Here is a 14,130-nt window from a genome sequence, read left to right on the forward strand (position 1 = left end):
ACCCTTGTGTTGACTGTTGCACCGCTATCGCGAGCAGGCTCGCTCCTACAGGGTTCCGCACAAGACGGAAATCCGGTCATGATCCCCACCGACATCAAACTGCACAAAGCCTCGAAAACCCTGACGCTCAAGTACGCGTCCGGCGAGGAATACACCTTGCCCGCCGAGTTCCTGCGCGTGCACTCTCCTTCCGCCGAGGTCCAGGGCCACGGCAAACCCATCCTGCAATTTGGCAAGATCAACGTCGGCCTGACCAAGGTAGAACCGGCCGGTCAGTACGCACTGAAATTGACCTTCGACGATGGCCACGACAGCGGCCTGTTCACCTGGGAATACCTCTATGAACTGGGGCGACGTTATGACGCACTCTGGGAGGATTATCTGGCCGAACTCAAAGCCGCCGGAAAAACCCGCGATCCGAACGAATCCATCGTCAAGCTGATGCTCTAGCCCAAGCCTCTCGCTCATTAGAGGGCATTTTCTAATTCCATCTGTTTGAATGCTCGGCTTCAGAGTCGGCGATTGGCCTGCTTGCGAAAAAAATTAAACTCGGGTAACCAATGGAGCTGGCAAGTTCCCTGCAGTGCTCTCTGCGAACAAAAAGCAGCGATGCAGTATTAACGGTCACCTGGGCAGAAGTACCTGGTATTGGCTGTGTGACTGCACAGCAGGACCCCGGGTACTCGTGTCAGGACAATGGAGCGTCGTAGATGAGTAACAAGAATAACGATGACTTGAAGTATCAGGCCTCGGAAAACACCTTGGGACTGAATCCTGTCGTTGGGCTGCGTGGAAAGGATCTACTGGCTTCTGCTCGAATGGTGCTCAGGCAGGCCATCAAACAACCTGTGCACAGCGCCAAACATGTCGCGCATTTCGGCCTTGAACTCAAGAATGTGCTGTTCGGCAAGTCCGGGTTGCAACCGACCAGCGACGATCGTCGTTTCGCCGATCCGGCCTGGAGCCAGAACCCGCTCTACAAACGTTATCTGCAAACCTACCTGGCGTGGCGCAAGGAACTCCACGACTGGATCGACGACAGCAACCTCCCGGCCAAGGACGTGGCTCGCGGGCACTTCGTGATCAACCTCATGACCGAAGCCATGGCCCCGACCAATACGGCGGCCAACCCGGCAGCGGTCAAACGCTTCTTCGAAACCGGCGGCAAAAGCCTGCTCGACGGACTCTCGCATCTGGCCAAGGACATGGTGCACAACGGCGGTATGCCGAGCCAGGTCAACATGGGTGCATTCGAGGTCGGCAAGACCCTGGGTGTGACCGAAGGCGCGGTGGTGTTCCGCAACGACGTGCTGGAGCTGATCCAGTACAAGCCGATCACCGAGCAGGTCCATGAGCGCCCCTTGCTAGTGGTGCCGCCGCAGATCAACAAGTTCTACGTTTTCGACCTGAGCCCGGACAAGAGCCTGGCGCGATTCTGCCTGCGCAACAACGTGCAGACCTTCATCGTCAGCTGGCGCAACCCGACCAAGGAACAGCGCGAGTGGGGCCTGTCGACCTACATCGAGGCGCTCAAGGAAGCGGTCGACGTGGTCACCGCCATCACCGGCAGCAAAGACGTGAACATGCTCGGTGCCTGCTCCGGCGGCATCACCTGCACCGCGCTGCTGGGCCACTACGCCGCAATCGGTGAGAACAAGGTCAACGCCCTCACCCTGCTGGTGAGCGTGCTCGACACCACCCTGGACAGCGACGTCGCCCTGTTCGTCAACGAGCAAACCCTCGAAGCCGCCAAGCGTCACTCGTACCAGGCCGGCGTGCTGGAAGGTCGCGACATGGCCAAGGTCTTCGCCTGGATGCGCCCCAACGACCTGATCTGGAACTACTGGGTCAACAACTACCTGCTGGGCAACGAGCCACCGGTGTTCGACATCCTGTTCTGGAACAACGACACCACGCGGTTGCCGGCCGCGTTCCATGGCGACCTGATCGAGTTGTTCAAAAACAATCCACTGATTCGCCCCAATGCACTGGAAGTGTGCGGTACCGCCATCGACCTCAAGCAGGTGACGGCCGACATCTTTTCCCTGGCCGGCACCAACGACCACATCACCCCGTGGAAGTCCTGCTACAAGTCGGCGCAGCTGTTCGGCGGCAATGTTGAATTCGTGTTGTCCAGCAGTGGGCACATCCAGAGCATTCTGAACCCGCCGGGCAACCCCAAATCCCGTTACATGACCAGCACCGAGATGGCGGACAGTGCCGATGAGTGGCAAGAAAACGCCAGCAAGCACACCGATTCCTGGTGGCTGCACTGGCAGGCCTGGCAGGCCGAGCGCTCGGGCGAGCTGAAAAAATCACCGTTGAAACTGGGCAACAAGGCTTATCCGGCGGGCGAAGCGTCGCCGGGTACATACGTACATGAGCGGTAACTGACACACCCCGCCTCCCCCTGTGGGAGCGAGCCTGCTCGCGAAAGCGGTCAAACATTCAACATTGAAGTTGACTGACCCGACGCATTCGCGAGCAGGCTCGCTCCCACAAAGGATTCGGGGATGAATTCATAAACAGGGCTGAAGCATGCCGCAACCGTTCATATTCCGTACCGTCGACCTGGATGGCCAGACCCTCCGCACGGCGGTACGCCCCGGCAAGCCTCACTTGACGCCCTTGCTGATTTTCAACGGCATCGGCGCCAACCTGGAGCTGGTGTTTCCGTTCGTCGCCGCACTGGACCCGGACCTGGAAGTCATCGCCTTCGACGTTCCCGGTGTCGGCGGTTCGTCGACGCCAAATCTTCCGTACCGCTTTCCCAGCCTGGCGAAACTCACGGCACGCATGCTCGATTACCTCGATTACGGACAGGTCAATGTGATCGGCGTGTCCTGGGGTGGCGCCCTGGCGCAGCAGTTCGCCTATGACTATCCGGAGCGCTGCAAGAAGCTGGTGCTCGCCGCCACGGCGGCGGGCGCAGTGATGGTGCCGGGCAAGCCGAAAGTGCTATGGATGATGGCCAGCCCACGACGCTACATCCAGCCCTCGCACGTGATCCGCATCGCGCCGATGATCTACGGCGGCTCGTTCCGCCGCGACCCGACGCTGGCCGCAAGCCATGCGGCCAAGGTGCGTTCGGCGGGCAAGCTGGGTTACTACTGGCAGTTGTTCGCCGGCCTCGGCTGGACCAGCATTCACTGGCTGCACAAGATCAACCAGCCGACCCTGGTACTGGCCGGCGACGACGATCCATTGATCCCGCTGGTCAACATGCGTCTGCTGGCCTGGCGGATTCCCAACGCCCAGATGCACATCATCGATGACGGGCATCTGTTCCTGATAACCCGGGCCGAAGCCGTGGCGCCGATCATCATGAAGTTTCTCGAGGAGGAGCGGCAGCGTGCGGTGATGCACCCGCACCCGTCGTCACTGGGCGGTTAATCCGCCGCGCTTTTCTCAAGAAAAGTGGACGGCAGGATGCCGCGCCGCGCAACAACCCGTTACAGCGTCTATGGTGTTCTGGTTCGGTGTGTTTGTATTTGGCCTGAAGACGAAGGAGTGTTGAGTCATGCGCGACAAACCAGCGAGGGAATCTCTACCGACTCCCGCCGCGTTCATCAATGCACAGAGTGCGATTACCGGCCTGAGGGGTCGGGATCTGTTTTCAACCCTGCGCAGCGTTGCCGCACATGGTTTGCGCAACCCGGTGCACAGCGCCCGGCACGCCCTGAAACTGGGCGGTCAATTGGGTCGGGTGCTGCTGGGCGAAACCCTGCACCCGACCAACCCGCAAGACAGCCGTTTCACCGATCCGGCCTGGAGCCTCAACCCGTTTTATCGTCGCAGCCTGCAGGCCTACCTGAGTTGGCAGAAGCAGGTCAAAAGCTGGATCGACGAGAGCAACATGAGCCCGGATGATCGTGCCCGCGCGCACTTCGCGTTTGCCCTGCTCAACGATGCCGTGTCGCCGTCCAACAGCCTGCTCAATCCGCTGGCGATCAAGGAAATATTCAACTCCGGCGGCAATAGCCTGATCCGCGGGATCAGTCACCTGGTGGACGATTTCCTGCACAACGATGGTCTGCCCCGGCAGGTCACCAAGCAGGCTTTCGAAGTCGGCAAGACCGTCGCGACCACCACCGGCGCCGTGGTGTTCCGCAATGAACTGCTGGAACTGATCCAGTACAAGCCGATGAGTGAAAAGCAGTATTCCAAACCGCTGCTGGTGGTGCCGCCACAGATCAACAAGTACTACATTTTCGACCTGAGCCCCCACAACAGCTTCGTCCAGTTCGCGCTCAAGAATGGCCTGCAAACCTTCGTGATCAGTTGGCGCAACCCCGATGTGCGCCACCGCGAATGGGGCCTGTCGAGCTACGTTGAAGCGGTGGAAGAAGCCATGAATGTCTGCCGGGCGATCACCGGTGCGCGCGAAGTCAACCTGATGGGCGCCTGCGCCGGCGGGCTGACCATTGCCGCGCTACAGGGTCACCTGCAAGCCAAGCGGCAGTTGCGGCGGGTGTCCAGTGCGACGTACCTGGTCAGCCTGCTCGATAGCCAGCTGGATTCGCCGGCAACCCTCTTCGCCGACGAGCAGACACTGGAAGCCGCCAAGCGCCGCTCCTATCAAAAAGGCGTGCTCGACGGTCGGGACATGGCCAAGGTCTTCGCCTGGATGCGCCCCAACGATCTGATCTGGAGTTACTTCGTCAATAACTACTTGCTGGGCAAAGAGCCGCCAGCGTTCGACATCCTCTACTGGAACAATGACAACACGCGTCTGCCGGCAGCGCTGCATGGCGATTTGCTGGATTTCTTCAAGCACAACCCGCTGAGCCATCCGGGCGGCCTCGAAGTGTGCGGCACGCCGATCGACTTGCAGAAGGTCACGGTCGATAGCTTCAGCGTTGCCGGCATCAACGACCACATCACGCCGTGGGATGCGGTGTATCGCTCGACGCTGCTGCTGGGGGGCGAGCGCCGCTTCGTACTGTCCAACAGCGGCCATGTGCAGAGCATTCTCAACCCGCCGAGCAACCCGAAAGCCAACTACGTCGAGGGTGCCAAACTGAGCAGCGACCCACGGGCCTGGTACTACGACGCCAAGCAAGTCGACGGCAGCTGGTGGACGCAATGGCTGGGCTGGATTCAGGAACGCTCAGGCGCACAAAAGGAAACCCTGATGACCCTCGGCAACCAGAACTATCCACCGATGGAGGCCGCACCCGGCACCTACGTGCGCGTGCGCTGAAACTCAACACTCCACAGCCGGCACCCCCCCTGTAGGAGCGAGCTTGCTCGCGAAAAACGTTTGGGCAACGCGTTTATCCAGACAGCACGCGTTATCGTTAACGCCCATCGCGAGCAAGCTCGCTCCTACAGAGTTGGGGTTCGCTTGGCATGATCATTAAGAAGACTGGATGAAAACCCGCGATCGCATCCTCGAATGTGCCCTGCAGTTGTTCAATCAGAAGGGCGAACCGAACGTTTCCACCATGGAAGTTGCCAACGAAATGGGCATCAGCCCCGGCAACCTCTACTACCACTTCCACGGCAAGGAGCCGTTGATACTCGGGCTGTTCGAACGCTTTCAGGCCGAGCTGGCGCCCCTGCTCGATCCACCCGCCGACGTCGAACTGGGCCCCGACGATTACTGGCTGTTCCTGCACCTGATCGTCGAACGCCTGGCCCACTATCGTTTTCTGTTCCAGGACCTGTCGAACCTGGCCGGGCGCTTGCCGAAACTGGCCAAGGGCATTCGAAACCTGCTCAACGGCCTGAAGCGCACGCTGGCCTCATTGCTCGCGCAATTGAAGGCCCAGGGGCAATTGGTCAGCGAAACCCAGGCCCTGGGGCAACTGGTGGAACAGATCACCATGACTCTGCTGTTCTCGCTGGACTATCAGCGGATTCTCGATCGCGAAGGTGAAGTGCGATTGGTGGTTTACCAGATCATGATGCTGGTAGCCCCGCATCTGTTGCCGCCGATCAAAATAGCGACGGAGCGATTGGCGCTTCAATACCTGGAAGAACACGAATAACCCTTGTAGGAGCTGAGCTTGCTCGCGATGGAGTGTCAGACAACGATCGCTGACTGACACTCCATCGCGAGCAAGCTCAGCTCCTACAGGGGGTCGCGCTGTCCATGGAGTCGTGCACAAACAAAAACGCCCGACCTTGGCAGGCCGGGCGTTTTCTTGAGCCCTGAAGAATCAGGACTGACTGGTTGGCGTCGATGGAGCTGGCGCGACAGTCGGGGTTACAGCAGGGGTCGGTGCGGCAGCGGAGTTCGATGCGCTGACCGGAGCAGCCGGGGTTGCCGGCTTGGCGGCTGCCACTGCTGGTTTGGCTGCGGCGGCTTTAGGAGCGGCCGGTTTTTTCACTGCGGGCTTCTTCGCGGCAGCTGGTTTGGCTGCAGCGGTTTTTGCTGCAGGTTTAGCCGCAGCTTTTGCTGCGACCGGTTTGGCCGCCGGCTTGGCAGCGGCAGGTTTTGCAGCGGCCGTTTTGGCAGCAGGTTTAGCCGCCGCTTTGGCCAGCGGTTTAGCTGCGGTCTTCGCGGCCGGTTTGGCTGCCGCGGTTTTCGCCGCAACAGGCGCAACCTTGGCACCGGTCAGTTTTTCGATTTGCTTGGTCAGGGTATCGACCTTGCTGTGCAGTGCCTTGACCTCATTGCGGCTCGGTACGCCCAGACGCGAAATGGCGCTGTTCAGGCGCTTGTCGAAAGCCCCTTCCAGCTCATCCCACTTGCCCAGTGCGCGGTCTTTCACGCCGCTGATGCGCGACTTCGCCGAAGAAGCGGAGTCCTTCGCGGTATCCTTGGCAGTGTCGACTTTCTTGCCAATCGCCTTCTCAGCCTTCTCGCCGTCTTTAACCAATGCATCGAAGATTTTGCTGCCGTCAGTGTCGATCTTCGAGTACACGCCTAAACCAGCCAGCCAGATTTTTCGGGAGTAGTCTTCGACTTTCCCGATCCACGAGCTGCTTTCTTTTTCGGTGATCTTTTTAACAGCCATCCCGTTCTCCTTAAGATTTACGCGCGACGCGTTCGAGCAGTGCCGTCAGCTCATCGAGCTTGACAGAGAGTGTCTCAACGTCATGTTTAGACGGAATGCCGATACGATTCAAGGCACTTGCGACACGCGAGTCGAACGCCTTCTCGACCTTGTCGAGTTGCAGTTCGACCCGGCCCTTGAAAGTGCTCACTTCAGTCTTCGCTTCGTCGATCTCGGCATTGGCTGCTTCGAGTTTCTCGGCGACTGCCTTTTTGCTTTTGTTTTCAACAGTTTGACCAGCCTTGATCAGCTCTTGAAAGTACTCGCTGCCCTCTTGGCCAACCTTGGCGTAGGCCCCCAGGCCTGCCAGCCAGATCTTGCGGGCATAGGATTTGACGTCGCTGAGAGCGGCGGTCGAAGCGTCGATTTTTTTCTTCAAAATAACTTTGGCCATGGTGCACCTCACGCGCAGAAGGTTTGAGGAACTGCCCGCGAAAGTGTCGGGCTCCGGCACAAAGTAGGGAGAAAAATTAGAAACGGCACCCTAACAACTGACATAAACAGCAGGTGCCACAAACCTGTAGGAGCAAAGCTTGCTCGCGATGGCATCAACTCGGTGTAACTGAAAAACCGAGGCGCCTGCATCGCGAGCAAGCTTTGCTCCTACAGAAAAGCGCGAGCTACACCAACGCTTTGTCGAGCCCCTTTTCGATTTCCGCCTTGATCATGCTGCTCATGGCCGACATCATCAGGCCCAACTCCACATCGACCCTGATCGAATCTTCGCTCACATGCACCGCACCTTTCACACCCGGACGCCTGAGGTTCAGGGTGTCGCCGGACCATTGCGGCTCCAGGCCATATTGGTCGCAGAGTTTCTGCGCCAGCTTGTCGGCCTTCTCGCGTGCCGCTTCCTTACCCAGGCCGTGGGCACGCTCAACACTAATACGGGCCATCGATTGACTCCTGCTTTTTGAATACCGCCATGAATGCTTGTTCGGTGATTCCTGACCGCCGCTGCGGCAAAACGTCCCGAGGTTGATCCATCTTACCTTCAGCCTTGCCAAGACAAAGCATCCCTTGGGGATTAGAATGTCGCGCATTCTCTTTTGGTGACAGCGATATGACTGATCAGCGCAAAGGCAGCGATGCCGAACCCACCACTCACTTCGGCTTCAAAAACGTTCCGGAAAGCCAGAAAGCGGAAAAAGTCGCTGAGGTTTTCCATTCGGTAGCCGCCAAGTACGACCTGATGAACGACCTTCTGTCGGGCGGCATGCACCGTCTATGGAAGCGTTTTGCGATTGAACTGTCAGGTGTACGCACCGGCAACCGCGTGCTGGACATCGCCGGCGGCACCGGCGACCTGACCCGCAAGTTCTCGCACCTCGTAGGCCCGACCGGTCAGGTAGTGCTGGCCGACATCAACGAATCCATGCTCAAGGTCGGTCGTGACCGCCTGCTGGACCTGGGTGTGGCCGGCAACGTCGAATTCGTCCAGGCCGACGCGGAAAAACTGCCGTTCCCGGACAACCATTTCGACTGCGTGACCATCGCGTTCGGCCTGCGCAACGTCACGCACAAGGAAGACGCCCTGCGTTCCATGCTGCGTGTACTCAAGCCGGGCGGCCGCCTGCTGGTGCTGGAGTTCTCCAAACCGACCAACGCGCTGATGTCCAAGGCCTACGACGCCTACTCGTTCGCTTTCATGCCGTTGATGGGCAAGCTGATCACCAATGACTCGGAAAGCTATCGCTACCTGGCCGAGTCGATCCGCATGCACCCGAACCAGGAAACCCTGAAGTCGATGATGGTCGAGGCCGGTTTCGACCGCGTGACCTATCACAACATGACCGCAGGCATCGTCGCCCTGCACCGCGGCATCAAGCCCTGATGCTGCTCGCCGGCCTGCTCGCCAGCGTTGAACTCGGCCTGAACCGGGTGTTGCGTCTCGACAGCACGGCGCTGCCGCGGCTGGCGCATTTGAGCGGCAAGGTGATTGCCGTCGATTGCCGCAGCCCGGCGCTGCAACTGTTCATCCTTCCCAGTGACGAAGGCCTGATGCTCGCCTCCCAATGGGAAACCGGCGCCGACTGTACTTTGCGCGCGCCGGCCTCCAGCCTGTTGAAACTGGCGATGAGCAAGGACAAGACGTCGGTGCTGCACGCGCCGCAAGTCGAGCTCGACGGCGACAGCGGGGTGCTGCTGGAACTGGCGGCCATCCTGCAGGACCTTGAGCTGGACTGGGAGTACGAACTCTCGCGCTGGCTCGGCCCCGTTGCCACGCAACTGGTCGGCGGCCACCTGCGCAGCCGCGCCCGCTGGTATCAGCAAGGGTTCGCCAGCCTGGGCCAGAATCTGGGCGAATACCTGGCAGAAGAATCACGCACCCTCGTTGGTCAACGCGAAGCCGAAGCCCGATTCAGTGAACTGGACCAGATCAAGCTTGATCTGGAACGTCTCGAGGCGCGTTTCGAGCGCCTTTCCCGATCCCTCGACCCAAGCGATAACGCATGAAGCTGCTTGCCGTCCGCCGACTGTTGCGCATCCAGCGCGTCGTAATCCGCTACCGCCTCGATGACCTGCTGTTCGCCCTGCCGCTGCCCTGGTTTTTGCGGGCGCTGCGCTATGCCTTGCCGTGGCGCTGGTTCCCGCGCAAGACCCTCGACCTGAGCCGTGGCGCGCGATTGCGCCTGGCGTTGCAGGACCTTGGGCCGATATTCATCAAGTTCGGGCAAATTTTGTCCACCCGGCGCGACCTGCTGCCCGAAGACATCGCCGATGAGCTGATGATGTTGCAGGACCGCGTGCCGCCGTTCGATTCGCAAGTGTCGGTCAAGTTGATCGAAGAGCAGCTCGGCAAGAAGATCAGCGAAGTGTTCAGCCGTTTCGACGTCGAACCCCTCGCCTCGGCCTCGGTGGCGCAGGTGCATGCCGCGCAACTGAAAACCGGTGAAGAAGTCGTCGTCAAGGTGATCCGCCCGGGCCTCAAACCGGTCATCAAGCAGGATCTGGCGTGGCTGTTCATCCTCGCCCGCGCCGCCGAAAAAGTCTCTGCCGATGCGCGCCTGCTGCACCCGGTGGACGTGGTCAGCGACTACGAAAAAACCATCTACGACGAACTCGACCTGCTGCGCGAGGCGGCCAACGCCAGCCAGTTGAAGCGCAACTTCGACGGATCGCCGCTGCTTTACGTACCGCAGGTCTATTGGGACTGGTGCCGGCCGAAAGTGCTGGTGATGGAGCGCATCTACGGCATTCAGGTCACCGACCTGGCCACCCTGGCCGACCAGCGCACCGACATGAAAATGCTAGCCGAACGTGGTGTGGAAATTTTCTTCACCCAGGTGTTCCGCGACAGCTTCTTCCATGCCGACATGCACCCCGGCAACATTTTCGTCAGCACCGTGAACCCGTGGAGCCCGCAGTACATTGCGATCGACTGCGGCATCGTCGGCAGCCTGACCCCCGAAGACCAGGATTACCTGGCGCGCAACCTGTTCGCCTTCTTCAAGCGTGATTATCGGCGCGTGGCGCAGTTGCACATCGATTCGGGCTGGGTGCCAGCCGAGACCAAACTCAACGAATTCGAAGCGGCGATCCGTACCGTATGCGAGCCGATCTTCGAAAAACCGTTAAAGGATATTTCCTTCGGTCAGGTGCTGATGCGCCTGTTCCAGACGGCCCGGCGTTTCAACATGGAAGTGCAGCCGCAACTCGTGCTGCTGCAAAAAACCCTGTTGAACATCGAAGGCCTGGGCCGCCAGCTGTACCCGGAACTCGACCTGTGGAACACCGCGCAGCCATTCCTGGAGCGCTGGATGCGCGAACGTGTCAGCCCCAAGGCCTTGTTCGGTAACGTGCAGAGCCAGATCGAGCAGATCCCGCACCTGGCCAACATGACCCGCGACTTGCTCGAGCGCCTGTCCCAGCCCCACGCCAGCGATCCGCCGCCATCATGGCACCGACGCCGGGACGACTGGTTCCTGCGCCTGCTTGGCACCGCCCACCTGGCCGGTGGCGCCATCCTCGCCGCCGGAGGGCCGCTGAACCAGTTGGCCTATTGGCCGGCGGGCATCATGATGGCCGTCGGCTTGTATCTGGTCGTTCGCAGATAGCCAGTTGTGTCGCACGCTGGCACACTGTTTCAACGCCCTGATTTGTAATTTAGGCCACGGCTAATGAAGTGCGGGCCGCATCGGAGTCGAAGATGAAAAACTGGCTGGACGAGATCAAGTGGGATGCCGATGGCCTGGTGCCCGCCATTGCCCAGGATCACAAGACCGGGCGCGTCCTGATGATGGCCTGGATGAACCGCGAAGCGCTGGAACTGACCGCCGCCGAGAACCGTGCGATCTACTGGTCGCGCTCCCGTGGCAAGCTGTGGCGCAAGGGCGAAGAGTCCGGCCATGTGCAGACCCTGCACGAGATGCGCCTGGACTGTGATGCCGACGTCATTATCTTGATGGTCGAGCAGATCGGTGATATCGCCTGCCATACCGGCCGTCAGAGCTGCTTCTACCGCGTCTTTGAGAACGGCGACTGGACAACCGTCGACCCGGTCCTCAAGGATCCGCACGCCATCTATTCCGCAGGGCACAAACATGAGTGACACTCTGACCCGTCTGGCACAAGTACTGGAAGAGCGCAAAGGCGCCGCCGCCGACAGCTCGTATGTCGCCAGCCTGTACCACAAGGGCTTGAACAAGATTCTGGAAAAAGTCGGCGAAGAGTCGGTCGAAACCATCATTGCCGCCAAGGATGCCGCCGTTAGCGGCGACTGCAGCGATGTGATCTACGAAACCGCCGATTTGTGGTTCCACAGCATGGTCATGCTCGCCCAATTGGGGCAGCATCCACAGGCTGTACTCGATGAACTGGACCGTCGCTTCGGTCTGTCCGGACACGCTGAGAAAGCCTCGCGCCCGTCCGCCTGAATAACTATTAGAGAGGAGCAGCAACATGGGCATTTTTGACTGGAAACACTGGATCGTCATCCTGGTTGTTGTCGTACTGGTGTTCGGCACCAAGAAACTGAAAAACCTCGGTACCGACGTCGGCGAATCGATCAAGGGCTTCAAGAAAGCCATGAACGACGACGAAAAACCGGCCGATCCAACGGCGACGCCGGCCCAACCGGTGCCACCTGCTCAGCCGCAGGCCTCGGTGAACCAGCCGCACACCATCGACGTGCAGGCACAAAAAGTCGAAGAGCCGATCCGCAAAGACGTGTGAGCACTGACTTATGTTTGGTATCAGCTTCTCTGAACTGCTGCTCGTCGGCCTCGTTGCCCTGCTGGTCCTGGGCCCCGAGCGTCTGCCGGGCGCTGCGCGCACCGCCGGCCTGTGGGTCGGACGCCTGAAGCGCAGCTTCAACGCGATCAAACAGGAAGTTGAACGTGAAATCGGTGCCGACGAAATTCGTCGGCAACTGCACAACGAGCACATTCTGTCCCTGGAGCAGGAGGCGCGGAAGATTTTCACGCCGACCCAGCAGGAGCCGACGCCGGTAACGCCTGAGGCGACGCCGACGACTCAGGCGCCTGCCGTCGAACCTGCACCTGCTGAACCGACGCCCGTTGTTGCAGCGACACCGGTTGAACCCGTTATACCTGCGGCTGCGCCTGTCGTGCCGGCCCCTCAAGACCCAACATTGCCGCCGCGAGCCCCATGAGCGATCTTCCTGAAAACGACCAGCACATGCCGCTGGTTTCGCACCTCACCGAGTTGCGTACCCGTCTGCTGCGCTGTGTAGCGGCGATCTTCATCATTTTCGCCGGGTTGTTCGCCTTCACCCAGCAGATCTACACCTTCGTCTCCACGCCGCTGCGCCAGTACCTGCCAGTGGGCGCGACGATGATCGCCACCGACGTGTCGTCGCCGTTCCTGACGCCGCTGAAGCTGACGATGATGGTCTCGCTGTTCCTCGCCATCCCGGTGATCCTGCACCAGATCTGGGGCTTCATCGCGCCTGGCCTGTACAAGCATGAGAAACGCATCGCCGTGCCCTTGCTGGTATCGAGCATCCTGCTGTTCTACGCCGGCATGGCGTTCGCCTACTTCCTGGTGTTCCCGTTGATCTTCAAGTTCTTTGCCGCCGCCACCCCGGCCGGTGTGGAAATGATGACCGACATCACCAGCTACCTCGACTTCGTCATGACGCTGTTCTTCGCCTTCGGCGTAGCGTTCGAAATTCCGGTGGCCGTGGTGCTGCTGGTTTGGATCGGCGTGGTCGACGTCAAATACCTGAAGAAAATCCGTCCGTACGTGGTCATCGGCTGCTTCGTGGTCGGCATGATCCTGACGCCGCCGGACATCTTCTCGCAGACGCTTCTCGCCGTCCCGATGTGGCTGTTGTTTGAAATCGGCGTGCTGTTCGGCGGCCTGATCAGCAAACGTGGCGAACATCCCGACGACCAGCCGGCTGACGATCACAACGACCAGCCACCAGCGACCCAGCCGTGAACCTGCTGCTCCTCGAAGACGCCGACTTCATTGCGGCCGACCGGGTGATCCTGCGCGATCGCCGGCTGACCCACATGCAGGAAGTCCATCGCTGCGAAGTCGGTGACAGCATGCGCGTCGGGCGTCTTGGCGGGCTGATGGGCTCGGCCGAAGTACTGCGCCTGGACGCCGCCGAAGCGGAGTTGCGCGTCACTCTCGACCAGCCGCCACCCGCCAAGCTGCCACTGACCCTGGTTTTGGCCCTGCCACGCCCCAAAATGCTGCGCAGGGTGTTCCAGACCGTGGCCGCCATGGGTGTGCCACGCGTCGTGCTGGTAAACAGCTATCGCGTCGAGAAGAGCTTCTGGCAGACCCCCTTCCTGGAGCCGGAAGCGATTCGCGAGCAATTGATCCTCGGCCTCGAACAAGCCCGGGACAGTGTGCTGCCGCAAGTCATCATTGAGAAACGCTTCAAGCCGTTCGTCGAGGACCGCCTGCCTGGCATCACCGACGGCACCCTCGGCCTGGTTGGCCATCCGGGAAACTACCCGCCCTGCCCACGCGCGCTGAATGAACCGGTGACATTGGCCATCGGCCCGGAGGGTGGCTGGATTCCTTACGAAATCGATTTGCTCGGCAAATCCGGCCTGCAACCGGTGCAGTTGGGCGAGCGCATCTTGCGCGTAGAAACCGCCGTCACTGCGCTGCTGGCACGCCTTTTCTAACCACACATTCTCCCCTG

General features: G+C 60.1%; 17 protein-coding genes. 14 read left to right on the forward strand and 3 right to left on the reverse strand.

All coding sequences use genetic code 11. The features are described 5' to 3' along the window. Positions 1–78: 78 nt before the first annotated feature. The 5 genes from GPL81_RS04010 (at position 79) to GPL81_RS04030 (ending at position 5,993) form a co-directional block, all read left to right on the forward strand. Positions 79–450, forward strand: coding sequence for a gamma-butyrobetaine hydroxylase family protein (locus GPL81_RS04010; RefSeq protein ID WP_160105293.1), 372 nt, complete (start codon positions 79–81; stop codon positions 448–450). Positions 451–710: 260 nt separating this feature from the next. Beyond that, positions 711–2,390 carry a class II poly(R)-hydroxyalkanoic acid synthase gene (phaC, locus tag GPL81_RS04015; protein WP_160105294.1) on the forward strand — a complete coding sequence of 560 codons (1,680 nt, stop codon included), beginning with the start codon at positions 711–713 and terminating at the stop codon, positions 2,388–2,390. Between the two features lie 148 nt (positions 2,391–2,538). Next, the gene (phaZ, locus tag GPL81_RS04020) at positions 2,539–3,393 is read left to right on the forward strand and encodes a poly(3-hydroxyalkanoate) depolymerase (RefSeq protein ID WP_160105295.1); all 855 of its coding nucleotides are present in this window, start codon (positions 2,539–2,541) and stop codon (positions 3,391–3,393) included. A 127-nt stretch (positions 3,394–3,520) separates the two neighbouring features. Beyond that, complete coding sequence (gene phaC / locus GPL81_RS04025; RefSeq protein ID WP_096513809.1) at positions 3,521–5,203, forward strand: class II poly(R)-hydroxyalkanoic acid synthase; 1,683 nt, start codon at positions 3,521–3,523, stop codon at positions 5,201–5,203. A gap of 169 nt (positions 5,204–5,372) precedes the next feature. After that, positions 5,373–5,993 carry a TetR/AcrR family transcriptional regulator gene (locus GPL81_RS04030; protein WP_160105296.1) on the forward strand — a complete coding sequence of 207 codons (621 nt, stop codon included), beginning with the start codon at positions 5,373–5,375 and terminating at the stop codon, positions 5,991–5,993. Positions 5,994–6,164: 171 nt separating this feature from the next. On the opposite strand, the gene GPL81_RS04035 is transcribed toward GPL81_RS04030, so the two are convergent. From GPL81_RS04035 to GPL81_RS04045, 3 genes are all read right to left on the reverse strand, one after another. Beyond that, positions 6,165–6,965, reverse strand: coding sequence for a phasin family protein (locus GPL81_RS04035; protein WP_160105297.1), 801 nt, complete (start codon positions 6,963–6,965; stop codon positions 6,165–6,167). 10 nt (positions 6,966–6,975) lie between these two features. Beyond that, positions 6,976–7,398: a phasin family protein gene (locus tag GPL81_RS04040; RefSeq protein WP_096513813.1), complete on the reverse strand. Its 423-nt coding sequence runs from the start codon at positions 7,396–7,398 to the stop codon at positions 6,976–6,978. 226 nt (positions 7,399–7,624) lie between these two features. Continuing rightward, positions 7,625–7,900, reverse strand: coding sequence for a polyhydroxyalkanoic acid system family protein (locus GPL81_RS04045; protein ID WP_160105298.1), 276 nt, complete (start codon positions 7,898–7,900; stop codon positions 7,625–7,627). A 167-nt stretch (positions 7,901–8,067) separates the two neighbouring features. Between GPL81_RS04045 and ubiE the strand changes: the two genes are divergently transcribed. The 9 genes from ubiE (at position 8,068) to GPL81_RS04090 (ending at position 14,113) form a co-directional block, all read left to right on the forward strand. Next, on the forward strand, positions 8,068–8,838 hold the full coding sequence (gene ubiE / locus GPL81_RS04050) for a bifunctional demethylmenaquinone methyltransferase/2-methoxy-6-polyprenyl-1,4-benzoquinol methylase UbiE (RefSeq protein WP_007989286.1): 771 nt from the start codon (positions 8,068–8,070) through the stop codon (positions 8,836–8,838). After that, positions 8,838–9,461 (forward strand): ubiquinone biosynthesis accessory factor UbiJ, encoded by a 624-nt coding sequence (locus GPL81_RS04055; protein ID WP_160105299.1) that lies wholly within the window; start codon positions 8,838–8,840, stop codon positions 9,459–9,461. Before ubiE ends, GPL81_RS04055 begins: the two co-directional genes overlap by 1 nt. Further along, positions 9,458–11,062: a ubiquinone biosynthesis regulatory protein kinase UbiB gene (gene ubiB, locus GPL81_RS04060; RefSeq protein ID WP_160105300.1), complete on the forward strand. Its 1,605-nt coding sequence runs from the start codon at positions 9,458–9,460 to the stop codon at positions 11,060–11,062. The genes GPL81_RS04055 and ubiB overlap by 4 nt, the downstream gene beginning before the upstream one ends. Positions 11,063–11,130: 68 nt before the next feature. Continuing rightward, positions 11,131–11,556 (forward strand): phosphoribosyl-AMP cyclohydrolase, encoded by a 426-nt coding sequence (gene hisI / locus GPL81_RS04065; protein WP_484573236.1) that lies wholly within the window; start codon positions 11,131–11,133, stop codon positions 11,554–11,556. After that, the gene (locus GPL81_RS04070; RefSeq protein WP_046816939.1) at positions 11,549–11,881 is read left to right on the forward strand and encodes a phosphoribosyl-ATP diphosphatase; all 333 of its coding nucleotides are present in this window, start codon (positions 11,549–11,551) and stop codon (positions 11,879–11,881) included. Before hisI ends, GPL81_RS04070 begins: the two co-directional genes overlap by 8 nt. 25 nt (positions 11,882–11,906) lie before the next feature. Continuing rightward, a complete protein-coding gene (locus tag GPL81_RS04075; protein ID WP_160105301.1) occupies positions 11,907–12,179 on the forward strand; it encodes a twin-arginine translocase TatA/TatE family subunit in 273 nt (90 codons plus the stop codon). Positions 12,180–12,189: 10 nt separating this feature from the next. After that, positions 12,190–12,618: a Sec-independent protein translocase protein TatB gene (gene tatB / locus GPL81_RS04080; RefSeq protein WP_160105302.1), complete on the forward strand. Its 429-nt coding sequence runs from the start codon at positions 12,190–12,192 to the stop codon at positions 12,616–12,618. After that, positions 12,615–13,409 (forward strand): twin-arginine translocase subunit TatC, encoded by a 795-nt coding sequence (tatC, locus tag GPL81_RS04085; RefSeq protein ID WP_096513819.1) that lies wholly within the window; start codon positions 12,615–12,617, stop codon positions 13,407–13,409. Before tatB ends, tatC begins: the two co-directional genes overlap by 4 nt. Beyond that, positions 13,406–14,113 (forward strand): 16S rRNA (uracil(1498)-N(3))-methyltransferase, encoded by a 708-nt coding sequence (locus GPL81_RS04090; protein WP_160105303.1) that lies wholly within the window; start codon positions 13,406–13,408, stop codon positions 14,111–14,113. The genes tatC and GPL81_RS04090 overlap by 4 nt, the downstream gene beginning before the upstream one ends. Positions 14,114–14,130 lie beyond the last annotated feature (17 nt).

The organism is Pseudomonas izuensis, from assembly GCF_009861505.1.
In the GTDB taxonomy this organism is placed as follows: domain Bacteria; phylum Pseudomonadota; class Gammaproteobacteria; order Pseudomonadales; family Pseudomonadaceae; genus Aquipseudomonas; species Aquipseudomonas izuensis.

Coding starts and splice junctions, on each gene's coding strand:
- GPL81_RS04010 (WP_160105293.1), top strand. CDS start 79: ATGATCCCCACCGACATCAAACTGCACAAAGCCTCGAAAACCCTGACG.
- phaC (WP_160105294.1), top strand. CDS start 711: ATGAGTAACAAGAATAACGATGACTTGAAGTATCAGGCCTCGGAAAAC.
- phaZ (WP_160105295.1), top strand. CDS start 2,539: ATGCCGCAACCGTTCATATTCCGTACCGTCGACCTGGATGGCCAGACC.
- phaC (WP_096513809.1), top strand. CDS start 3,521: ATGCGCGACAAACCAGCGAGGGAATCTCTACCGACTCCCGCCGCGTTC.
- GPL81_RS04030 (WP_160105296.1), top strand. CDS start 5,373: ATGAAAACCCGCGATCGCATCCTCGAATGTGCCCTGCAGTTGTTCAAT.
- GPL81_RS04035 (WP_160105297.1), bottom strand. CDS start 6,965: ATGGCTGTTAAAAAGATCACCGAAAAAGAAAGCAGCTCGTGGATCGGG.
- GPL81_RS04040 (WP_096513813.1), bottom strand. CDS start 7,398: ATGGCCAAAGTTATTTTGAAGAAAAAAATCGACGCTTCGACCGCCGCT.
- GPL81_RS04045 (WP_160105298.1), bottom strand. CDS start 7,900: ATGGCCCGTATTAGTGTTGAGCGTGCCCACGGCCTGGGTAAGGAAGCG.
- ubiE (WP_007989286.1), top strand. CDS start 8,068: ATGACTGATCAGCGCAAAGGCAGCGATGCCGAACCCACCACTCACTTC.
- GPL81_RS04055 (WP_160105299.1), top strand. CDS start 8,838: ATGCTGCTCGCCGGCCTGCTCGCCAGCGTTGAACTCGGCCTGAACCGG.
- ubiB (WP_160105300.1), top strand. CDS start 9,458: ATGAAGCTGCTTGCCGTCCGCCGACTGTTGCGCATCCAGCGCGTCGTA.
- GPL81_RS04070 (WP_046816939.1), top strand. CDS start 11,549: ATGAGTGACACTCTGACCCGTCTGGCACAAGTACTGGAAGAGCGCAAA.
- GPL81_RS04075 (WP_160105301.1), top strand. CDS start 11,907: ATGGGCATTTTTGACTGGAAACACTGGATCGTCATCCTGGTTGTTGTC.
- tatB (WP_160105302.1), top strand. CDS start 12,190: ATGTTTGGTATCAGCTTCTCTGAACTGCTGCTCGTCGGCCTCGTTGCC.
- tatC (WP_096513819.1), top strand. CDS start 12,615: ATGAGCGATCTTCCTGAAAACGACCAGCACATGCCGCTGGTTTCGCAC.